The following is a 17499-nucleotide window of genomic DNA, read 5'->3' as shown; positions in this document are numbered from 1 at the left end:
CGGAATTGGTCGGCACCTGCGGCTGGGCGTTCTGCGACCACCTTCTGTGGGTTAGGCGTACAGTGCCGATTTCTTGTCGGGATTGATACCGAGGTCTTCGATCACTTGCTTCAAGCATGGCAGCCCTTCGGCACCACGCTCTTTGAGTTGCGTGATGGTGGCCAGCGCAACGAACTCGGCGTCCACCTCAAAGTGGCGACGGAGTGCTTCGCGGCTTTCGCTGCGACCCATGCCATCGGTTCCCAGGGCGAAAATGCCACCAGGAATCCAGGGATCGATTTGCTCGGCCAACGCCCGCAAGTAGTCGCTGGCAGCGATGAACGGTCCGTCGAGCCCTTCGATCTGTTGCTCCAGGTAACTGCGTCGAGGCTCTTCGCCTGGGTGCAGCATATTCCAGCGGCGGCACTCCTGGGCATCGCGGCGGAGTTCGGTGTAGCTGGTTACGCTCCACACGTCGGACGAAATGTCGTACTTCTCGGCCAATAGCTGCTGTGCTTCGAGCACGCAACGCAGGATCGCACCGCTACCGAAGAGCTGCACGTGATGCTTACCACGCTTCTCGGCTTGATTGATGCGGTACATGCCTTTGATGATGCCTTCTTCGCATCCTTCTGGCATTTCGGGCATCATGTAGTTTTCGTTCTCGAGCATGATGTAGTAGATGCACGTTTCGTTATCCACGTACATCCGCTTCATGCCTTCGAAGATAATCACGGCGGTTTCGTAGGCGTAGGCCGGATCGTAAGCACGCACCGTGGGGAAGGCGATCGCGTTCACCAGACTGTGACCATCCTGGTGCTGCAGGCCTTCGCCGTTGAGGGTGGTACGTCCAGCGGTACCGCCGAGCATGAAGCCCTTGGCTCGCATATCGGCCGCCGCCCACACCAGGTCGCCGATGCGCTGGAATCCGAACATCGAGTAGTAGATGAACATCGGAATCATCGGCACGCCGTGCGAGCTGTACGAAGTACCCGCAGCGTTGAAGCTGCTCATACTACCCGCTTCGGTAATGCCTTCTTCCAGCAGCTGACCATCCTGGGCTTCTTTGTAGAAGGCCATCTGGTCGGCGTCGACCGGTTCGTACATCTGGCCTGCGTGGGCGTAGATGCCGATCTGGCGGAACAAGCCTTCCATACCAAACGTGCGCGACTCATCCGGCACGATCGGCACGATGTACTTGCCCATCTCTTTGTCGCGTAGCAGGTCGGTCAGCAAGCGGACAAAGCCCATCGTGGTCGAGAACTCTTTACCCTCGCCTTTGCTTACCAGCTTGCTGTGAACCGTCTTGTGATAGTCGGGCAGCTTCGGCACGCTGATCGCACTGCGCGAAGCATTACGCGACGGAACCGGTCCGCCAAGAGCCTCGCGGCGCGACCGCATATACTGCATTTCGGGGCTGTCTTCCGGTGGACGGTAGAACGGAGCCTCGGCGACACGCTCGTCGGAAATCGGAATACCAAAGCGAGTGCGGAACTCGCGGAGTTCCTGCTCGTTGAGCTTCTTCTGGTTGTGGGTGATGTTGCGGCCTTCGCCACCTTCGCCAACGCCATAACCCTTTACGGTCTTGGCAATCACCACGGTCGGCTTGCCATTCTTGAGCGACACGGCTCGGTGGTACGCAGCGTAGACCTTTTCGGGATCGTGACCACCGCGGCGCATCTTCGCCAGGCGTTCGTCCGACAAGTGCTTGATCATCGCTTCCAAGCGAGGATCGGCACCGAAGAAGTGACCACGAATGTAGCTGCCGGGCGATACGGAGTACTTCTGATACTGACCGTCGACGATCTCCATGAAGCGGTTGGCCAGGATACCGTCGTGATCTTGCTCGATCAGCGGATCCCAGTCGCTACCCCAGATGACCTTAATCACGTTCCAGCCAGCACCGCGGAAGGTGCCTTCGAGTTCCTGGATGATCTTGCCGTTGCCACGCACCGGCCCGTCGAGCCGTTGCAAGTTACAGTTGATCACAAAAATCAGGTTCTGCAGTTGCTCGCGAGCAGCCAGCGAGATGGCACCCAGGGTTTCGGGCTCGTCGCATTCGCCGTCGCCGAGGAACGCCCAGACGTGCTTGTTCGACAAGTCCGCCAGACCACGATCGGTCATGTACTCGTTGAAGCGAGCCTGATAGATCGCCATGATCGGAGCCAGGCCCATCGACACGGTGGGGAATTCCCAGAAGTCGGGCATCAGCCATGGATGGGGATACGAGCTCAGGCCGCCCCCTTCCGAGAGCTCTCGGCGGAAGTTCACCAGGTTCTGTTCGGTCAGTCGACCTTCCAGGAACGCGCGGGCGTACATGCCGGGTGCGGCGTGGCCTTGGAAGTAGATTTGGTCGCCGCTGAAGCCATCTTCGCCGCGGCCACGGAAGAAGTGGTTCTGGGCGACTTCGTACAGCGTTGCACTCGACGCAAAGGTCGAGATGTGTCCACCAGGAGACGCAGGATGACGGTTGGCCCGGGTGACCATGGCCATCGCGTTCCAACGGACATAGCTCTTGATACGACGTTCCAGCTCACGATCGCCGGGATAGGCCGGCTGCTCGTTGCGGGGAATCGTATTCAAGTAAGGCGTAGTTGCCGTGAACGGCAGCTCAACGTCGTTGCGGTGGGCGGCTTCTTCGAGCGCACCTAGCAATTGCTTGACTCGCTCGGGGCCCTTGTGCTCGAGAACGTAGTCGAGCGATTCGAGCCATTCGGCGGTTTCCGTCGGGTCGCTATCGTCGGGAATCGGCGAGTGGTGTTGATTGACGTCGATTGAAGACATAGGTTGCTTGTAGGGGCTAAGGACTGCAGGTGGGAGAACCGGGGCTCGGGAACTTGCGTCTGGCGTTCCGAGCGGCCAATGCCGAACACCTTACTTACGTTTGGGTCGATACACTTCGGTGGCGGTGCCCAAATGCACTTCGCCAGCAAAGGCAATAGTTTCGCTGAGTGTCGGGTGCGGGTGGATGCTCTCGGCGATGTCGCGAATGTGGCAACCCATTTCGATGGCCAGCACCGCTTCGCTAATAAGCTCGCCGGCCCCGTTGCCGACAATACCGCAACCAAGCACACGCTCGGTTTCGGGCTCGATAATCCATTTCGTCAGTCCATCCGTGCGGCCGTTGGCCATGGCGCGACCGCTGGCCTGCCATGGGTACTGGGCGATATTCACCGCGCGACCTTGCTGCTTGGCTTCCTCGGCAGTGAGTCCGGCCCAAGCAATCTCGGGATCGGTGAACACCACGGCCGGCATCGCTTGCACGTCGAACGCGGCAGGTTCGCCGGCCAGCACTTCGGCAGCCACTTTGCCTTCCACGGCAGCCTTGTGAGCGAGCATCGGCTCGCCGGCCACGTCGCCGATGGCGAGAATCGAAGGGTCGCTTGTGCGTTGTTGATCGTCGGTCTCTACGAACCCACGTTCGTTCACGGTGACCTTGGTGTTCTCCAGGCCAAAACCGCCGGATACCGGTCGGCGGCCAATCGAAATCAGCACGCGGTCGTACTTGTGCACGCCGTTGTGTTCGGGGCCTTCAAACTCGACTTCCACGCACTCGCCGACATCTTTCAGACCAACCACCTTCGTGCCGGTGTGGATGCCTAGGAAGCGTTCGTGTACGCGTTTAATAAGCGGCTTCACCAGATCGCGATCCGCGCCCGGCAGCAATCCATCGGTCAACTCGACCACCGAAACGTTCGCACCGAGTTCGGCGTAGAACGTGCCCATCTCGAGTCCGATGTATCCACCACCCACGACCAACAGCGAGCCAGGGATGTCGGCCAGCGCCAGAGCGCCGGTCGAGTCGAACACCCGCGGCGAGCCAATATCGAACGCCTTGGGCATCGCGGGCACCGAACCGGTCGCCAGAATGCAGTGATCAAACGTCAAACGCTTGCTCTCGTAGGTCTCGGGGTTGCCCCCTTCGAGTTCTAGGGTATTAGAGTCAACGAACACGCCGCGTGCGTGAATGCGTTTGACATTGCGTCGTACCGCCAGGCTTGCGAGACCGTCGGAAAGGGTCTCGATGATCTTTTCTTTCCGCGCCCGAACTTTGTCGACATCAATCTTTGGCTTATCGAACTCGATTCCCCAGTCGGCCATGTCGCCGGCTTCGGAAATTACTTTGGCCACGTGCAACAGGGCTTTCGAGGGAATACACCCACGCAGCAGGCAGGTACCACCGAGACGAGGATCAGCCTCGACAATGGCGACCTCCATTCCTAAGTCGGCAGCCATGAACGCCGCCGCATATCCACCGGGGCCACCACCTAGAACAACAACTTGTGAATGCATGAGTTAAACGAATCGAAAGCTAGTATGGGTAGAAAGTCCTCTTGTCGGCACCCGCGGTGCGACAGACGGAAAACTATTGGGCGGCAACAGGTTAAGTCGCGCAAGTAGTAAAGTTTAACCCGCAATAGGCCGGCGACAAAGGTCGCCCCCGAAGCAATTGCCATGCTGCTACTTAACATGTTCGCACAGAACAGGTTAGGAGCAATAATCATGCTGCCAACGGGAGGCTGAAACGGGGTTACCGAGCGATTTGACAGCCGAGCCTGCCGAAAATCGGGGATCGACCACCTCGGCCGACCTTGCCGGCTGCCTTGGCCACACTCGGCCGCTTCCACGAGTTTCACGAGTCCCTTGCTGCTGAAAACCGAATCACTCGGCTACTGTATGCTCGCCTGCTGGTTTCGGCGACTCGCCACCCACGCCCAGGGACTCGCAATCAGGGCGCGATGCTAGCGGTCGGAGTCATGGGATAGTTTTCGCCGCCGAGTGACGACCACGAAGAACAATGGGACGAACACCACCGAGAACAACGTGGCAGCGATCATGCCGCCGAACACGGTGGTGCCGACTGCTTGCCGACTGGCAGCCCCCGCACCGCTGGCGATCAGCAGCGGGATGACTCCCAACAGGAACGAGAACGAGGTCATCAAAATCGCGCGGAAGCGAAGCCGAGCCGCTTCGATGGCGGCTGCGACCTTGTCGCGACCTTCTTGATGCAACTGGCTGGCGAACTCGACGATCAGAATGGCGTTCTTACTGGCCATCGCGACGAGCAGCACTAGGCCGATCTGCGTGTAGACATTGTTATCCATCTGGCGAATCGCCACGGCGGCCACCGCACCCAGCACGGCCAACGGCACCACGGCCACCACCGCGAAAGGATTGGCCCAGCTTTCGTACTGGGCCGAGAGCACCAGGAACACGCACAGAATGGCAAATAAGAAGATGAACACCGCCTCGGAGCCGACCTGCTTCTCCTGGTACGACATGCCAGTCCACTCGTACCCCAGGTCGCCTTGCGATTTGTCGGTCACCAACTGCTCCATCAGATCGAGCGCCTGGCCCGAACTGAATCCGTCGGCCGCCTCGCCCGAGATGGCTGCGGCCGGGAACATGTTGTAACGCATGATGGTTTGCGGGCCGGTGATCTCTTCGACTTTTACGAACGTGCTCACCGGCACCATCTCGCCCTTCAAGTTCCGCACGTCGAGTTGCTTGATATCTTCGGGCTTGGTACGGAACTTCGAATCGGCCTGCACCTTCACCTGATACGTGCGGCCAAACTTGTTGAAGTCGTTCACGTAGGCCGAACCCAGGTACGCCTGCAACGTGGCGAACACATCGTCGAGCAGAATGCTCAGCCGCTTTACCTTGTCGCGATCGATGTCGGCAAACAGCTGCATCACGTCTGCTCGGAAAGTAGTATTCGCGTTTTGCACGATCGCTTGCGAGTTGGCGTCGCTCACGACCTCCTCGGCGATCTTGCCGAGGTTTTGGAGGCTCATGTCCCCTTTGCCCTGCAAGCGCATCTCGAAGCCCGCCGAGACGCCGAGCCCCTCGATCGCCGGCGGTGGGAACGCCACGGAGCGTGCCTCCTTGATGGCGTTCAGTCGTTTCCGCAGCGTCGCAATGATGCCAGGCATGCTCGAACTACGCGTCGTGCGTTCGTCCCACGGTTTCAGCGAGATAAACACGGCCGCCCCGTTCGAGGTGTTGGTGCCATCGATCAGCGAGTAGCCGGCGATGCCAGTCCAACTGCGGATGCCGTACTCGTCGCGCATCCCTTCCATGACCTCGTCGATCTCATGCACCACGGCTTCGGTACGCTGCAGCGATGCACCATCGGGCAGCTGCACGTTACACATCAAGTAACCTTGATCCTCAACCGGCAGGAAACCCGAAGGGAGCTGCAAGTACGACCAACCGGTCACCACTCCCAGCCCAACGAACAACAGTAGACCAATCAGCACGCGACGAGTCATGGCCGACACCACTCCGGTGTAGACCTTCTCGGTCTTGTTGTAGCCAAAGTCGAAGCCAGCAAACAAAGGTCGCAAAGTGCGATAGACGAGGCCTTTACGCACCTCGGTTTCAGGTCGCAAGATCAGCGCACAGACCGCTGGGCTCAAGGTGAGTGCGTTGATCGAACTCAGCACCGTGGCCGCCGAAATGGTAATCGCAAACTGCCTATAGAGCTGGCCGGTAATCCCGCCGAGGAAAGCAGTGGGAATGAACACCGCCAGCAGCACCAGCGTGGTTGCGACCACCGGGCCCGAGACCTCTTGCATGGCCAGCACGGCCGCATCGCGGCTCGACTGCCCTGCCGAAATGTGTCGCATCGTGTTTTCGACCACCACGATTGCGTCGTCTACTACGATGCCGATGGCCAGCACCAACCCGAACAAAGTGATCAGGTTGATCGAATAGCCACAAGCGGCCATCACCGCAAACGTACCCACCAGCGACACGGGAATGGTCACCGCGGGGACGAGCGTCGCCCGCCAGTCTTGCAGGAACACAAAGATTACCAGCACCACTAGCAGCACCGCCTGGTACAGGGTAACTTCCACTTCCTTGATGGCCGCGTTGACGAACTCGGTGGTATCGAGCGACACATTGGTCTTCATCCCCTGTGGGAACTGCTGCTCGAGTTCCTTTATCTTGGCTTTCACGCTGCTGGCAACGTCCAGGGCGTTCGCTCCAGGCAACTGATACACCAGGATGGCGACTGCAGGCTTGCCCGAGTCGCTCGAAGCCAGATTGTAGTCTTTGCCGCCAAGCTCAACGCGGGCGACATCCTTCACGCGGGTGAAGCCTCCCTTGTCGTCGGCTTTGACAATCAAGTCTTCAAACTGCACCACATCGCTCAACCGTCCCAGCGTGTTGATATTGAGCTGATACGTCTGCCCGTCTGGCACCGGTGGTTGGCCAATCTGCCCCGCGGCGACCTGCACGTTTTGTTCGCGAATGGCCGCGACCACGTCGTTCGTGGTCAGGTTACGGGCCTTGAGTTTCGCCGGGTCGAGCCACACACGCATGCTGTAGTCGGCACCACCGAACACCACCACTTCGCCCACCCCAGGCAAGCGGGCGAGTTCGTCTTTGACATTCCGCAAGGCGTAGTTACCCATGAACAGGGTATCGTACTCCTCAACATCGCTGGTGATCGTGAGCACCATAGTGATGCTCGTCGACTTTTTCTTGGTCGTAATACCCTGCTGGGTCACTTCGGTCGGCAACCGTGGCTCGGCAATCGCGACTCGGTTTTGCACCATCACCGAGGCGATATCGAGATCGGTGCCAATGTCGAAGGTCACGGTCAGGTTGTAGGAACCATCGCTGGCCGAGGTCGACTGCATGTAGAGCATGCCTTCGACGCCATTGACCTCTTGCTCAATCGGCGTGCCGACGGTCTCGGCAACCACCTTGGAGTTCGCCCCGGGATAGACCGCCGATACCGAAATGGTCGGCGGCGAAATCTGCGGGTACCGCGCCACCGGCAGGCTCCACACCATCACGGCCCCGACGAGCACGATGATGATCGCCAGCACGGTAGCGAAAATCGGTCGATCGATAAAGAAGCGTGAAAACATGATGCGTAGCGCCTACTCGTTGTCGGAGGAAGAGGACTCAGTAGACTCCGGCGTTTGCTCCTCGGTAGTAGAGGAGTCGTCTGCCGTGGCTGCGGCCGCCGCTGCTGGCTTGGGCTGCTGCATCTCGGTGAGTTGCGGAGCCACTTCGCGCCCTGGGCGTGCGTACTGCAATCCGTTCACCACGATGCGATCGTCGGTCGACAGTCCATCGTAGATGACTCGCATGCCTTGGTAGCGATCGCCGACTTTCACGCTACGCCGCTCCACCTTGTTGTCTTCGCCGACCACCAGCACATAAGGCCCTGCTTGATCGCGGGCCACCGCGGGGTCGTCGACCAACATCGCCTGTTCGGGGAACAGCGGCACTCGAATCCGTACGAACGCGCCCGCGGGAATCGCGTTGTCGTCGTTCTTGAACACCGCCCTCACGCGCAAGGTTCCACTACTTTGATCAATCACCGGATCGGCGTAGTCGACGTATCCCTCGTGGGGAAAATCGTCTTCGTCGGCCAAGGCCAATTTGATTGGTGTTTTCCGCTCGTCCATCTCTTCGGGTCGATGGGCTACGAGTCCCTGTCGTTGCCATTCGAGCCATTGCAGGATGTCGGACTCGCTAATATTAAAGTAAACGTACAACGGATTGTTCTGCACAATGGTCGCCAGGTGCGTGGCTTCGTTGGCTCCCACCAGATTGCCGACATCGACCAGCGTTTCGGTGATCCTACCATCGATCGGCGAACGCACGGTGGTGTACTCGAGATCGAGCTCGGCCTCGGCCAGCGCGGCTTCGGCAGCGGTATGCTGCGAGTCGGCCGACGCGCGGGCGGCCTCGGCCGCACTGATCTTGGCGTCGGCAATGCCGACCGCGGCAACCTGCTCGTCGATTTCGGCTTCCGTCACCGCACCGCCAGCAGCGCGGCTGCGGGCGAGTTGCGTTTGGGCGTTCTTCTGCTCGGCCTTAGCGCTGGCCATCTGGGCATCGGCATCGCTCTGCATGGCCTCGGCCACCTTGAGCGCCGCTTGCGCCTGCTGCACTTTTACCTTGAACGGTTCCTGATCGATGATGTACAGCACATCGTCTTTTTTGATCTGATTCGATCCCTCCTGGAACCGGATCTCCTCCAGGAATCCCTTCACACGGGCTTCGATCTTGACCGTCTTAAACGAAGTGGTCGAACCGGTGAATTCCAGCTCGCGACGGATTTCCTGCACTACCGGAGTAGCGACGTCGACCTCCGGCGGAGGGGGTGCGATGTACTTATTCTTGCGGCACCCGCTTAATGGGGACACCAACAAGGCGAGAACCATGGAGAGGAGAAAAGTGGATTTTGTAGTACGTCGCATGAGTATTCACACCTAAAGGAACCGACGGTCCAGCTCATCCTTGAGTCGCAAGTGTAGCACACATTACGGAATACCGGCATTAGTAAGGTGAGATCGTTCTCGGCCTGCCTGCTCCCGCCGACCAATCCCGAGCAATCGCTTGACCGAAACAATCGCAGTGACCATTCTGATTGGAACAATCGGTCGCCAGACCGGCTGCGACCTTGCTTGCCCCTTTGATCGTCCCACCACCCATCATGCATCCCCTCGCCCGCACCCTTGGCATCGCGATCTGCTATGCCTTGCTTGCGCCGCCGGCGTGGGGCTTTGTGCCAGTGAGTCGCTGGGGCGAGACCGCTTCGCACGCGGAGACTCCACTGGGAAAACCCGCAACCATCACCTGGAGCCTGCTGCCTGACGGCACTCCTCTGGGCGACGGCCAAACCAGCGAGCTGGTCGGCATGTTCGACACTCTGTTCGGCATTACCACCAGCGACACCGACTACGAACAGCGGGCGTGGTTTCCGCTAGTATCTTCTACCTTCGACCGCTGGGCCGAACTCGGTGGAGCCAACCTGGTCTACGAATCTGTCGACGATGGTACGACCTTTGGCTCACTCAGAGGCCAACTTGGCCAGCGCGGCGACATCCGCCTGGGAGGAGTCGATATGGATGGCCCTCGCGGCACCCTTGGCACCAGCCAGTATCCCCAAGGGGGCGATATCCTGATCGACACGCTCGGCGGTGGCTACTTGCTCGATCCAGCGGATAACTACTTACGATTCCGCAACGTGCTGACCCACGAAATCGGCCACGCTCTCGGTTTTGGGCACGTCTACTCAAGCGATGCCCACTTCTTAATGGAGTCGGAACTCGACCTGACGATCGATGGCCCTCAGTTCGACGACATTCGCGCGCTGCACTATTACTATGGCGATCACAATGAGCGGACGAACAATGGGCTCGGCAACGACACGCTTTCAGCCGCTACGTCGCTCGGCACCCTCGCGTCGGGTACCCGCATTTCGATTGGCGACCATGCGACGACTGGCTTGTCGATTGAGATCGACGAGACCGACTTTGTGAGCATCTCGAATAGTAGCGACCGCGATTTCTACCACTTCAGCGTCGAGCAGCCAGGCACCTTCGATCTGCTGCTTACCCCCCTCGGCGAGTCTTACTTCCAAGGCACCGAAAGCAACTCGCAAGCCGAAACGTTCCCCATCGCGGCTTCGAATCTGTCGTTCTCGCTGTACGACGGTCAGGGGACTCGCTTGCTAACCATCGATGAGTTTCTACACGGCTCGCCCGAGCAACTCAACGACTACGCCGTATCGGAATCAGCAGACTACTACATCGAAGTTCGCGGAACACGCCAATCCCCGCAGCTTTACCAAGTCACACTCACGCATCATGCGTTGATGGTTCCCGAACCATCCTCACTTTTCTTGGTGGTCCTCGCTCTTGGCATGCTCTTACGTAAGCGTAACGCATAGCATTCGCGACATCGCTGTCTAGTTGTAGCCATTCACTATTGCCCGACGTTTATGCATGTCGGTGCGCAAGCACAAGTTTGTGCTGCGCAACACGCAGTTCGCTTTCCACTTGCGGACACCACTACTTCACAGATTGTTAACAGAACCATAACTGAAACCTACGAGCTACCTTCGCCGTTTCTTCACATACGAGCAGTTTAATGCCCGCTTCGTACCGCCCTAGAAATTGCAACATGGTACGGCAGACTCTGAGACACCTAGCAAGGAGAACACGATGGCGAAGCTGTTCCGAATTCGAGCCACTCGCACGCTGCTCGCAGCGTCGGCTTGCCTGATGGCGAGCGTGGCCACTGCCCAGACAACGGTAAGTTTCCAAAACGGCATCAATGGCTACACCGGCTCGATCGACAAAGTGATCGCCTCGGATGGTATCGATGCTGGCACCGGACTGCCCAATCCCAATATTGAACGAGTCGGTTCGGAAGTACAGAACTACTTCCTCGATGGTGGTTCGCCCGACCGCAACGCGCTTTATCAGTTCAACAGCATTTTCGGCAACGGCGCCAATCAAATCCCCATGGGAGCAACCATTCTCGACGCCAAGTTCAGTGTCGTGACCTCGGGCGAAGGCAACGCCCGCACCGGTGGCAACTTCTTCGTTGCCGGTTTGACGAGCCCCTTCACCACTACCACGACTTACAACGACTACGCTGGTGGCCTTGGTGCTTGGTGGGAATCGGGAACCTCGACTCGCCCCGTCGATGGCGTTGGCCCCACTCGTTCGGGTAATGTTTCGTCGTTCGACGTGACCTCGCTGGTTCAAGACTGGTCGAGCGGAAACCTGGCCAACAACGGTCTGGTCATCCAAGCTGGCCATGGTGGTCACACGACTGACGGTTGGAGCGTTAACAGCACCAGCTTTAGCGACTCGACTCGCCGTCCGAAGCTCGAAATCACTTATACGACTGCCGCCGAAGCGGAAGTAAACGTCTTCCAGGAAGGCGTCAATGGTTACACTGGCAACAGCATGGTACTCGTGGACAGCGGATCAATTGCTGCTCCATCGCCAAGCATCGATGCGAATCCCGTGATCATCGACCCCATCAACGGTGATCAACCCGACGACGTTTCGTACGATGGTTCTACCATTACCGCTGGTGGATTCCTTGATGGCCCTGCTCTCTCGCCTTATGACTCGAATGGCAATCTGAATCCAATCGGAACCGTTGGCTCGCGCGACGTATTTGGTTTGATCAAGTTTGATAACGTGTTCGGCAACGGTGCTGGCCAAGCTCCCGCTGACGTGCCAGTTGGTAAGGCTTACGTAGTGCTAACCACTCACACTTCGAGCACCGACAGCCCTGCGACTGATTCGTACAAGATTCAACCTCTTTACCGCGACTGGAACACCACCGACCTGCCGCTGCACTCCGAATTTGGCGACATCGCTGGCCTGCAACAATCCGACGGCGACGTTGGTGAAGTACTCGACAGCATGGTCGGTGTAGTCACCGGCACGGAAGTTTGGTTCGACGTGACCAGCTACCTTGAAGCGGCTCGTGCCGGCAACCCACTGGGTGGTGCTGACTACGGTCTCGCAGTGACTTCCAATACTACCGATGGCTGGCAGATTGCTTTCAATGGCGACACTGACCTGACCATTCGTCCTCGCTTGGTCGTAGTCTCGGCTCCTTCGAGCATCATCGAACCTGGTTTGTCTGGCGACTTCAACGACGATGGTATCGTCGATCTCGGGGACTACACGCTCTGGCGTGACAATCTCGGTAGCAGCAATAGCCTGAATGGCAATGGCAACGAGAATGGTGCCAGCGCCGGTATTGTCGACATGGCCGACTACGATCTCTGGAAAACCAACTTCGGCAACACCTCGGGTGTGAGCCCTGCTCTGGCATCAGTTCCAGAACCCAGTGCCTTGGCTTTGGTTGCCTTGGCTTTGGGTGCGGTGGCTTTCCGTCGCGTCCGCTAGTTATCAACACGTCTTTAGAACCATCTAGAGACATCGAGAAGTAATGAGGCCGGGGTGCAGTGGCAGCAGCGCCCCGGTCACATTCTTCTCACCCTTCCTACTACTGCCCGCGTAAAGGAACAATCTAGTGCAGTTGCCCGCTTACAGCAGCAATCGTCGAACCTTCCGCGGTTTCACCTTGGTGGAACTGCTAGTCGTTATTGCCATCATTGGCATCTTGGTCGCTCTTTTGCTCCCGGCAGTTCAGTCGGCCCGCGAAGCCGCCCGTCGAACTTCGTGCCAGAGCAACATGAAGCAGATCTGTCTTGGCATTCTCAACTACGAGAACTCCCGCCGAGAACTCCCCCCTCCCCACTGGTCGCAGGCCTATACCAATGGTGGCCAAACCCGTACCGCTCAACACAGTGTGCTGTCGTACATTCTGGCCGAGGTCGAACAAGGTGCCATCGCTGATGAATGGGATTTTACCTGGGACTGGGAAGACCAAAACAACAGCAAGAACTTTCAGCTCAGCCAAACACTGATTCCAACCTTCCGCTGCCCCACGGTTCCTCACACCACTCGTGATGAATCGCAAGAAGGCGAGTCGACATTCGAGCCGACTACTGGTGCGACTGACTATACCGTTTGCGAACAGATTGCCCTGGCCTCTGGCACAGGTGCTTACGAACTGGTGCAGCAACGTTTGATCAAGAGCCGTTCCAATGCAATCGGCAACTGGCAGAGCGTTCTCTCGGTTCGCAGCAAGAGCGGTATCCGTCGGCCTAAGATGAAAGACACCACCGACGGTCTGTCGAACACGTTCATGTTCTTTGAAACTGGCGGTCGTCCCATCTACTACGTGAATGGCAATCCTCGCATGGATGGCACTGGCCACGACGAAACACAAGGTGGCCACAGCTGGGCTAAGTACGACAATTGGCACGATGTTCACAACCGTTGTGGTAACAGCCTGATGAACTGCAACAACAACGAAGAAATCTACAGCTTCCACGTTAGTGGCTGCTTCTTCGGTTACGGAGATGGTTCAGTTCACTTCCACGAAGAATCGATGGACCCCGACGTCTTCGTGTCGCTCTTTACCCGCGACTGCGGTGACATCATCGCTGAGTAGGTTGTTAAACCTAAGAACTACCGTTGACTGGAAATAGAGTATCGCTATGGTTTCGTCTAAGTTTCGTTGCTTGCTTCCTTTCGCATTTTTGGTACTGGCGGTCGGTTGCGACTCCACGCCGGACGGTCAGTTAAAGGTCTATCCCACCTCCGGCAAAGTGTTGGTCAACGACCAGCCTGCCGAAGGGGTGAAGATCGTGCTGTACGGCAACTCGGCCGACCTCCAAGGCACCGGCACGCCGGCTCCTTATGGGGTGACCAACCCCCAAGGCGAGTTCGTTCTGACTTCGTATGAGTACGAGGATGGTTCCCCCGCTGGTGAGTTCAAGGTGACTGCCATCTGGCCGGCTCCGATTCCCGAAGGGGAAGACGAAGAAATGTACCAACCGGAAGACAAGCTCCAAGAGAAATACGTTTCGTCCGAAACCACACCGTTGACGATTACCGTCCCCAAGGGGGGCGGTGAGCTCGAGACGATTCACCTGGAGAACTAGTACGTCTTTCCTGAAATCCATTCCGCTGCTATATGCTGCGGAATGAAAAAGCACATTGTTTGCCTGGACCACCAGGCCCGTGGAGGTTTGGAGCAGCTAGCACGCTCAGGCGCCCGCGCGGCGCAAGTGGTGCGTCGCTGCCAGATATTATTGAAATCGGACTCGGGATGCACCGACGAAGAGATCGCCGAGCATGTGGGCTGCACGACGCGCAACGTCCGAGCCGTCCGAAAGCGGTTCTGCGAAGAGGGCGTCCAGCGGGCGGTGTACGATGCGCCTCGCTCGGGCCGCCCCCCAGAGTTCACCAAGCGGCAGCAGCAACAGGTAATCGCCCTGGCGTGCAGCGAGCCGCCCGAGGGACGGGCTCGCTGGACGCTGGAATTGTTGTGCGAGCACGCGGTGAAGGAAGGCTTCGTCGATTCGCTCAGCGTGACGGAGGTCTCGCTGTGGCTCAAGGAACACGACCTGAAGCCGTGGCGAAAAAAACTTGGTGCGTGCCCAAGCTGAACGACGAGTTCTGTGAGCGGATGGAGGACGTCCTCGAGCAGTACGAGAAGCCGCTCGACCCGAACGAGCCGGTCGTCTGCCTCGACGAGCAGCCCTATCAGAGGGTCGACGACGCGCGGCCGCCCGAGCCCGCGGCACCCGGCAAGATCGCGAAGCAGGACTACGAGTACCGCCGCTGCGGAACCTGCAGCGTGTTCGTGGCGGTCGAGCCGAAGGCGGGCAAGCGATTCGTTCAGGCCAAGCGTCACCGCAAGCGAGCCGACTTCGCCCGGTTCGTCCGCGACCTCTTGAAGCGCTATCCCGACGCAGAGCGGGTTCATCTGGTGATGGACAACCTCAACACGCACAACGAGAAGTCGTTGATCGAAACCTTTGGCGAGGAGGCGGCTCGGCCAATGCTGGAGCGGATTGTGTGGCATTTTACCCCCAAGCATGCCAGTTGGCTCAACATGGCCGAGATCGAAATCTCGGCCATACAGCGACAATGCCTGGGACGTCGGTTGGCTTCGCTCGACAAGGTTCAAAGCGAACTCTCCCACTGTTCACGCGACCGCAATCGGAAGAAAATCAAAATCAATTGGACCTTCCATCGAAAAGACGCCAAACGCGTCTTCCCTGAACTCTATAGGAAATGACTTCCGGGACGACGTACTAGGCTGGCTGCCATTGCTCGCCATGCCTGCTCCACGCTTTTGTAGCAGGTCCTAATTTACCCCCAGCACAGTTTCCAGCGCCGTTTGGATGTTCGCACAAGTGAACTCAAATCCTTCGGCCTGTAAACGGCGGGGGTATATTTTTGCGCCCCCGAGTAGTATCTCGTCGGCCATCTCGCGGCCGGCCATCAGTCGCACCGCGAACGCGGGGGTGTGGACCACCGTGGGGCGGTTGAGCACCGTGCCGAGCATCTTGGTGAACTCGCGATTCGTCACCGGATTCGGAGCCGTAGTGTTCACTGCCCCGTGCAGCGGATCGTGATCCAAGGCGAACTGAATGGCCGCGATCAGGTCGGGCAGAGCGACCCAGCTCATGTATTGCTTGCCGCTGCCGAGCACTCCGCCGACGCCCATGCGGAAGGGTGTGAGCATCTTCGCCAAGGCTCCTCCGTCGGCGCTCAAGACCACGCCGATTCGCATCTGGCAAACGCGAATGCCCGACTCCCACGACGGTTGCGTCGCTGCTTCCCACTCGCGGCAGGTATCGGCTAGAAAGCCGCTGCCGCCGGGCGAGGTCTCGTCGATTACTTCGTCGCCTCGCACACCGTAGTAGCCGATGGCCGAAGCATTCACATGCACCCGCGGTTTTTTACTTAGCCCTGCGAGGGTCTCACTCAACAACCGCGTGCTGTTCACTCGACTGTCGCGAATCTTCTGCTTGTACTCTTCGGTCCACCACGAGTCGGTCAGCCCTGCCCCACCGAGGTGCACCACCGCGTCGACTTCGCTCAGCTTCTCCGCGTCGATCTCGCCTGCGGAGGGCTTCCAGTAGATCTCTGTATTCGGATCCTTCACCGGTCGGCGAACGAGGCGGCGGACTGTGTGCCCATCTTTTTCCAGCGCGGCGGTTAGTGCTGAACCAACCAGACCAGAGGAACCGGCAACCGCTACGATTTGGGAGGGGTAGTTGATCATAGAACAGCCGGGAGGATGCGAGGGGGGGAGCGCGGCGGGCTTTGCGGTACGCTACCCCGCGTTAGCGGGGCGAAGGTAGTTTAGCGTCTCCGTTTCGATTTGGCAGCTATTTCTGTCGCCGGAGGTCCCCCGGCACAGCGGAACCCCACATTGCTGGCGGTGTGGTGCGGGGGGGCGTGCCCGCGGGCGGTTACCGCCAGTTCGCTCCCTGCTCCGCCGGTGCTGAGCCATGAGCCACCGCGCAGCGTGCGGGCCTGGCCGGTTGGTGGGCCGGGCGGATTGTGTAGCGGGCTCGAATAATAGTAGTCGGCCGCGTACCAGTCGGCGCACCAGCACCAGACGTTGCCGGTCATGTCGTACAGTCCGAACCGGTTCGGCGGAAAGCTCCCCACCGGCGAAGGGCCGCGGAATCCATCGAGCCCCAAATCGCGATGCGGAAAACGTCCTTGCCAGTAATTCGCTTCCGGCTGGTCGCTCGATAGCTCGTTGCCCCACGCATACTGGTTGTCGATCAACCCGCCGCGAGCGGCCAGCTCGTACTCGGCTTCGGTCACCAGTCGCTTGTTCGCCCACTCGGCGTAGGCCAGTGCATCGTGCCAGCTGACGTGCACCACCGGCAAATTGCCCCGGTCGGCCAGCGTGCTCAGCGGCCCTTCGGGCGACTTCCAACACGCCATTTCCACTTCGAGCCACTCTCGGCGGTCGTAGTCGAACACCAGCGACGAGCCGCGCCGCTCGGCAGTCGTGCTAAAGTCGGTAGCTTTCACAAACTCGGCAAACTGATCGTTCGTCACCAGCTTCGCGTCGATCCAGAATGGATCGAGCCACACCTCGTGGGCGGGCTGGCGGTCGACGTTGCCAGTCGACGAACTACCGAGGATCGTCCGACCCGCGGCGATGCGGACCATGCCGGATTGCTCCCGCACGCGAGGCGGGCCGGCGTCGACTTGTTGCCACTCGGTCTTGATCTCCGACTCCGGCACCCACCAGCGATAGGCACTTCGCACGCCGACCCACGCCCCATATGGCAGCGGAGCCAGCAGGATGATCAAAATCAGCAACCACACTCGCGACTGCACAGGCACC

General features: G+C 59.0%; 12 protein-coding genes. 6 read left to right on the top strand and 6 right to left on the bottom strand.

Features of this window, described 5'->3' with window-relative positions:
• Positions 1 to 51: 51 nt before the first annotated feature.
• The 4 genes from aceE to Pan181_RS03280 all read right to left on the bottom strand — a co-directional run bounded on the left by aceE (position 52) and on the right by Pan181_RS03280 (position 9209).
• Positions 52 to 2763: a pyruvate dehydrogenase (acetyl-transferring), homodimeric type gene (aceE, locus tag Pan181_RS03295; protein WP_145245470.1), complete on the bottom strand. Its 2712-nt coding sequence runs from the start codon at positions 2761 to 2763 to the stop codon at positions 52 to 54.
• Between the two features lie 90 nt (positions 2764 to 2853).
• Complete coding sequence (gene lpdA / locus Pan181_RS03290; RefSeq protein WP_145245469.1) at positions 2854 to 4272, bottom strand: dihydrolipoyl dehydrogenase; 1419 nt, start codon at positions 4270 to 4272, stop codon at positions 2854 to 2856.
• 449 nt (positions 4273 to 4721) lie between these two features.
• Positions 4722 to 7865 (bottom strand): efflux RND transporter permease subunit, encoded by a 3144-nt coding sequence (locus tag Pan181_RS03285; protein ID WP_145245468.1) that lies wholly within the window; start codon positions 7863 to 7865, stop codon positions 4722 to 4724.
• Between the two features lie 12 nt (positions 7866 to 7877).
• Positions 7878 to 9209, bottom strand: coding sequence for an efflux RND transporter periplasmic adaptor subunit (locus tag Pan181_RS03280; RefSeq protein ID WP_145245467.1), 1332 nt, complete (start codon positions 9207 to 9209; stop codon positions 7878 to 7880).
• 236 nt (positions 9210 to 9445) lie between these two features.
• Between Pan181_RS03280 and Pan181_RS03275 the strand changes: the two genes are divergently transcribed.
• The 6 genes from Pan181_RS03275 (at position 9446) to Pan181_RS03250 (ending at position 15420) form a co-directional block, all read left to right on the top strand.
• Complete coding sequence (locus Pan181_RS03275) at positions 9446 to 10684, top strand: matrixin family metalloprotease (RefSeq protein ID WP_145251974.1); 1239 nt, start codon at positions 9446 to 9448, stop codon at positions 10682 to 10684.
• A 274-nt stretch (positions 10685 to 10958) separates the two neighbouring features.
• Positions 10959 to 12671 (top strand): DNRLRE domain-containing protein, encoded by a 1713-nt coding sequence (locus Pan181_RS03270; RefSeq protein WP_145251972.1) that lies wholly within the window; start codon positions 10959 to 10961, stop codon positions 12669 to 12671.
• 127 nt (positions 12672 to 12798) lie between these two features.
• Positions 12799 to 13785, top strand: coding sequence for a DUF1559 domain-containing protein (locus Pan181_RS03265; RefSeq protein ID WP_145245466.1), 987 nt, complete (start codon positions 12799 to 12801; stop codon positions 13783 to 13785).
• Positions 13786 to 13831: 46 nt separating this feature from the next.
• Complete coding sequence (locus tag Pan181_RS03260; RefSeq protein WP_197528869.1) at positions 13832 to 14278, top strand: hypothetical protein; 447 nt, start codon at positions 13832 to 13834, stop codon at positions 14276 to 14278.
• A 42-nt stretch (positions 14279 to 14320) separates the two neighbouring features.
• Entirely contained in the window at positions 14321 to 14785 is a 465-nt protein-coding gene (locus Pan181_RS03255) for a helix-turn-helix domain-containing protein (protein ID WP_145244956.1), read from the top strand.
• Positions 14773 to 15420: an IS630 family transposase gene (locus Pan181_RS03250; protein ID WP_145244957.1), complete on the top strand. Its 648-nt coding sequence runs from the start codon at positions 14773 to 14775 to the stop codon at positions 15418 to 15420. Before Pan181_RS03255 ends, Pan181_RS03250 begins: the two co-directional genes overlap by 13 nt.
• A 69-nt stretch (positions 15421 to 15489) precedes the next feature.
• Here the strand turns inward: Pan181_RS03250 and Pan181_RS03245 are convergent, their stop codons facing one another.
• The gene (locus Pan181_RS03245) at positions 15490 to 16413 is read right to left on the bottom strand and encodes a TIGR01777 family oxidoreductase (RefSeq protein WP_145245464.1); all 924 of its coding nucleotides are present in this window, start codon (positions 16411 to 16413) and stop codon (positions 15490 to 15492) included.
• Between the two features lie 80 nt (positions 16414 to 16493).
• The gene (locus Pan181_RS03240) at positions 16494 to 17498 is read right to left on the bottom strand and encodes a formylglycine-generating enzyme family protein (RefSeq protein ID WP_197528868.1); all 1005 of its coding nucleotides are present in this window, start codon (positions 17496 to 17498) and stop codon (positions 16494 to 16496) included.
• Between the last annotated feature and the right edge of the window lies 1 nt (position 17499).

Source organism: Aeoliella mucimassa, from assembly GCF_007748035.1.
Lineage (GTDB): Bacteria > Planctomycetota > Planctomycetia > Pirellulales > Lacipirellulaceae > Aeoliella > Aeoliella mucimassa.
This window is presented reverse-complemented; position numbering and strand designations above follow the sequence as displayed.

Bases quoted from the DNA above. Each gene is read 5' to 3' on its own strand.
- aceE (WP_145245470.1), bottom strand. From the start codon at position 2,763: ATGTCTTCAATCGACGTCAATCAACACCACTCGCCGATTCCCGACGAT.
- lpdA (WP_145245469.1), bottom strand. From the start codon at position 4,272: ATGCATTCACAAGTTGTTGTTCTAGGTGGTGGCCCCGGTGGATATGCG.
- Pan181_RS03285 (WP_145245468.1), bottom strand. From the start codon at position 7,865: ATGTTTTCACGCTTCTTTATCGATCGACCGATTTTCGCTACCGTGCTG.
- Pan181_RS03280 (WP_145245467.1), bottom strand. From the start codon at position 9,209: ATGCGACGTACTACAAAATCCACTTTTCTCCTCTCCATGGTTCTCGCC.
- Pan181_RS03275 (WP_145251974.1), top strand. From the start codon at position 9,446: ATGCATCCCCTCGCCCGCACCCTTGGCATCGCGATCTGCTATGCCTTG.
- Pan181_RS03270 (WP_145251972.1), top strand. From the start codon at position 10,959: ATGGCGAAGCTGTTCCGAATTCGAGCCACTCGCACGCTGCTCGCAGCG.
- Pan181_RS03260 (WP_197528869.1), top strand. From the start codon at position 13,832: ATGGTTTCGTCTAAGTTTCGTTGCTTGCTTCCTTTCGCATTTTTGGTA.
- Pan181_RS03255 (WP_145244956.1), top strand. From the start codon at position 14,321: ATGAAAAAGCACATTGTTTGCCTGGACCACCAGGCCCGTGGAGGTTTG.
- Pan181_RS03245 (WP_145245464.1), bottom strand. From the start codon at position 16,413: ATGATCAACTACCCCTCCCAAATCGTAGCGGTTGCCGGTTCCTCTGGT.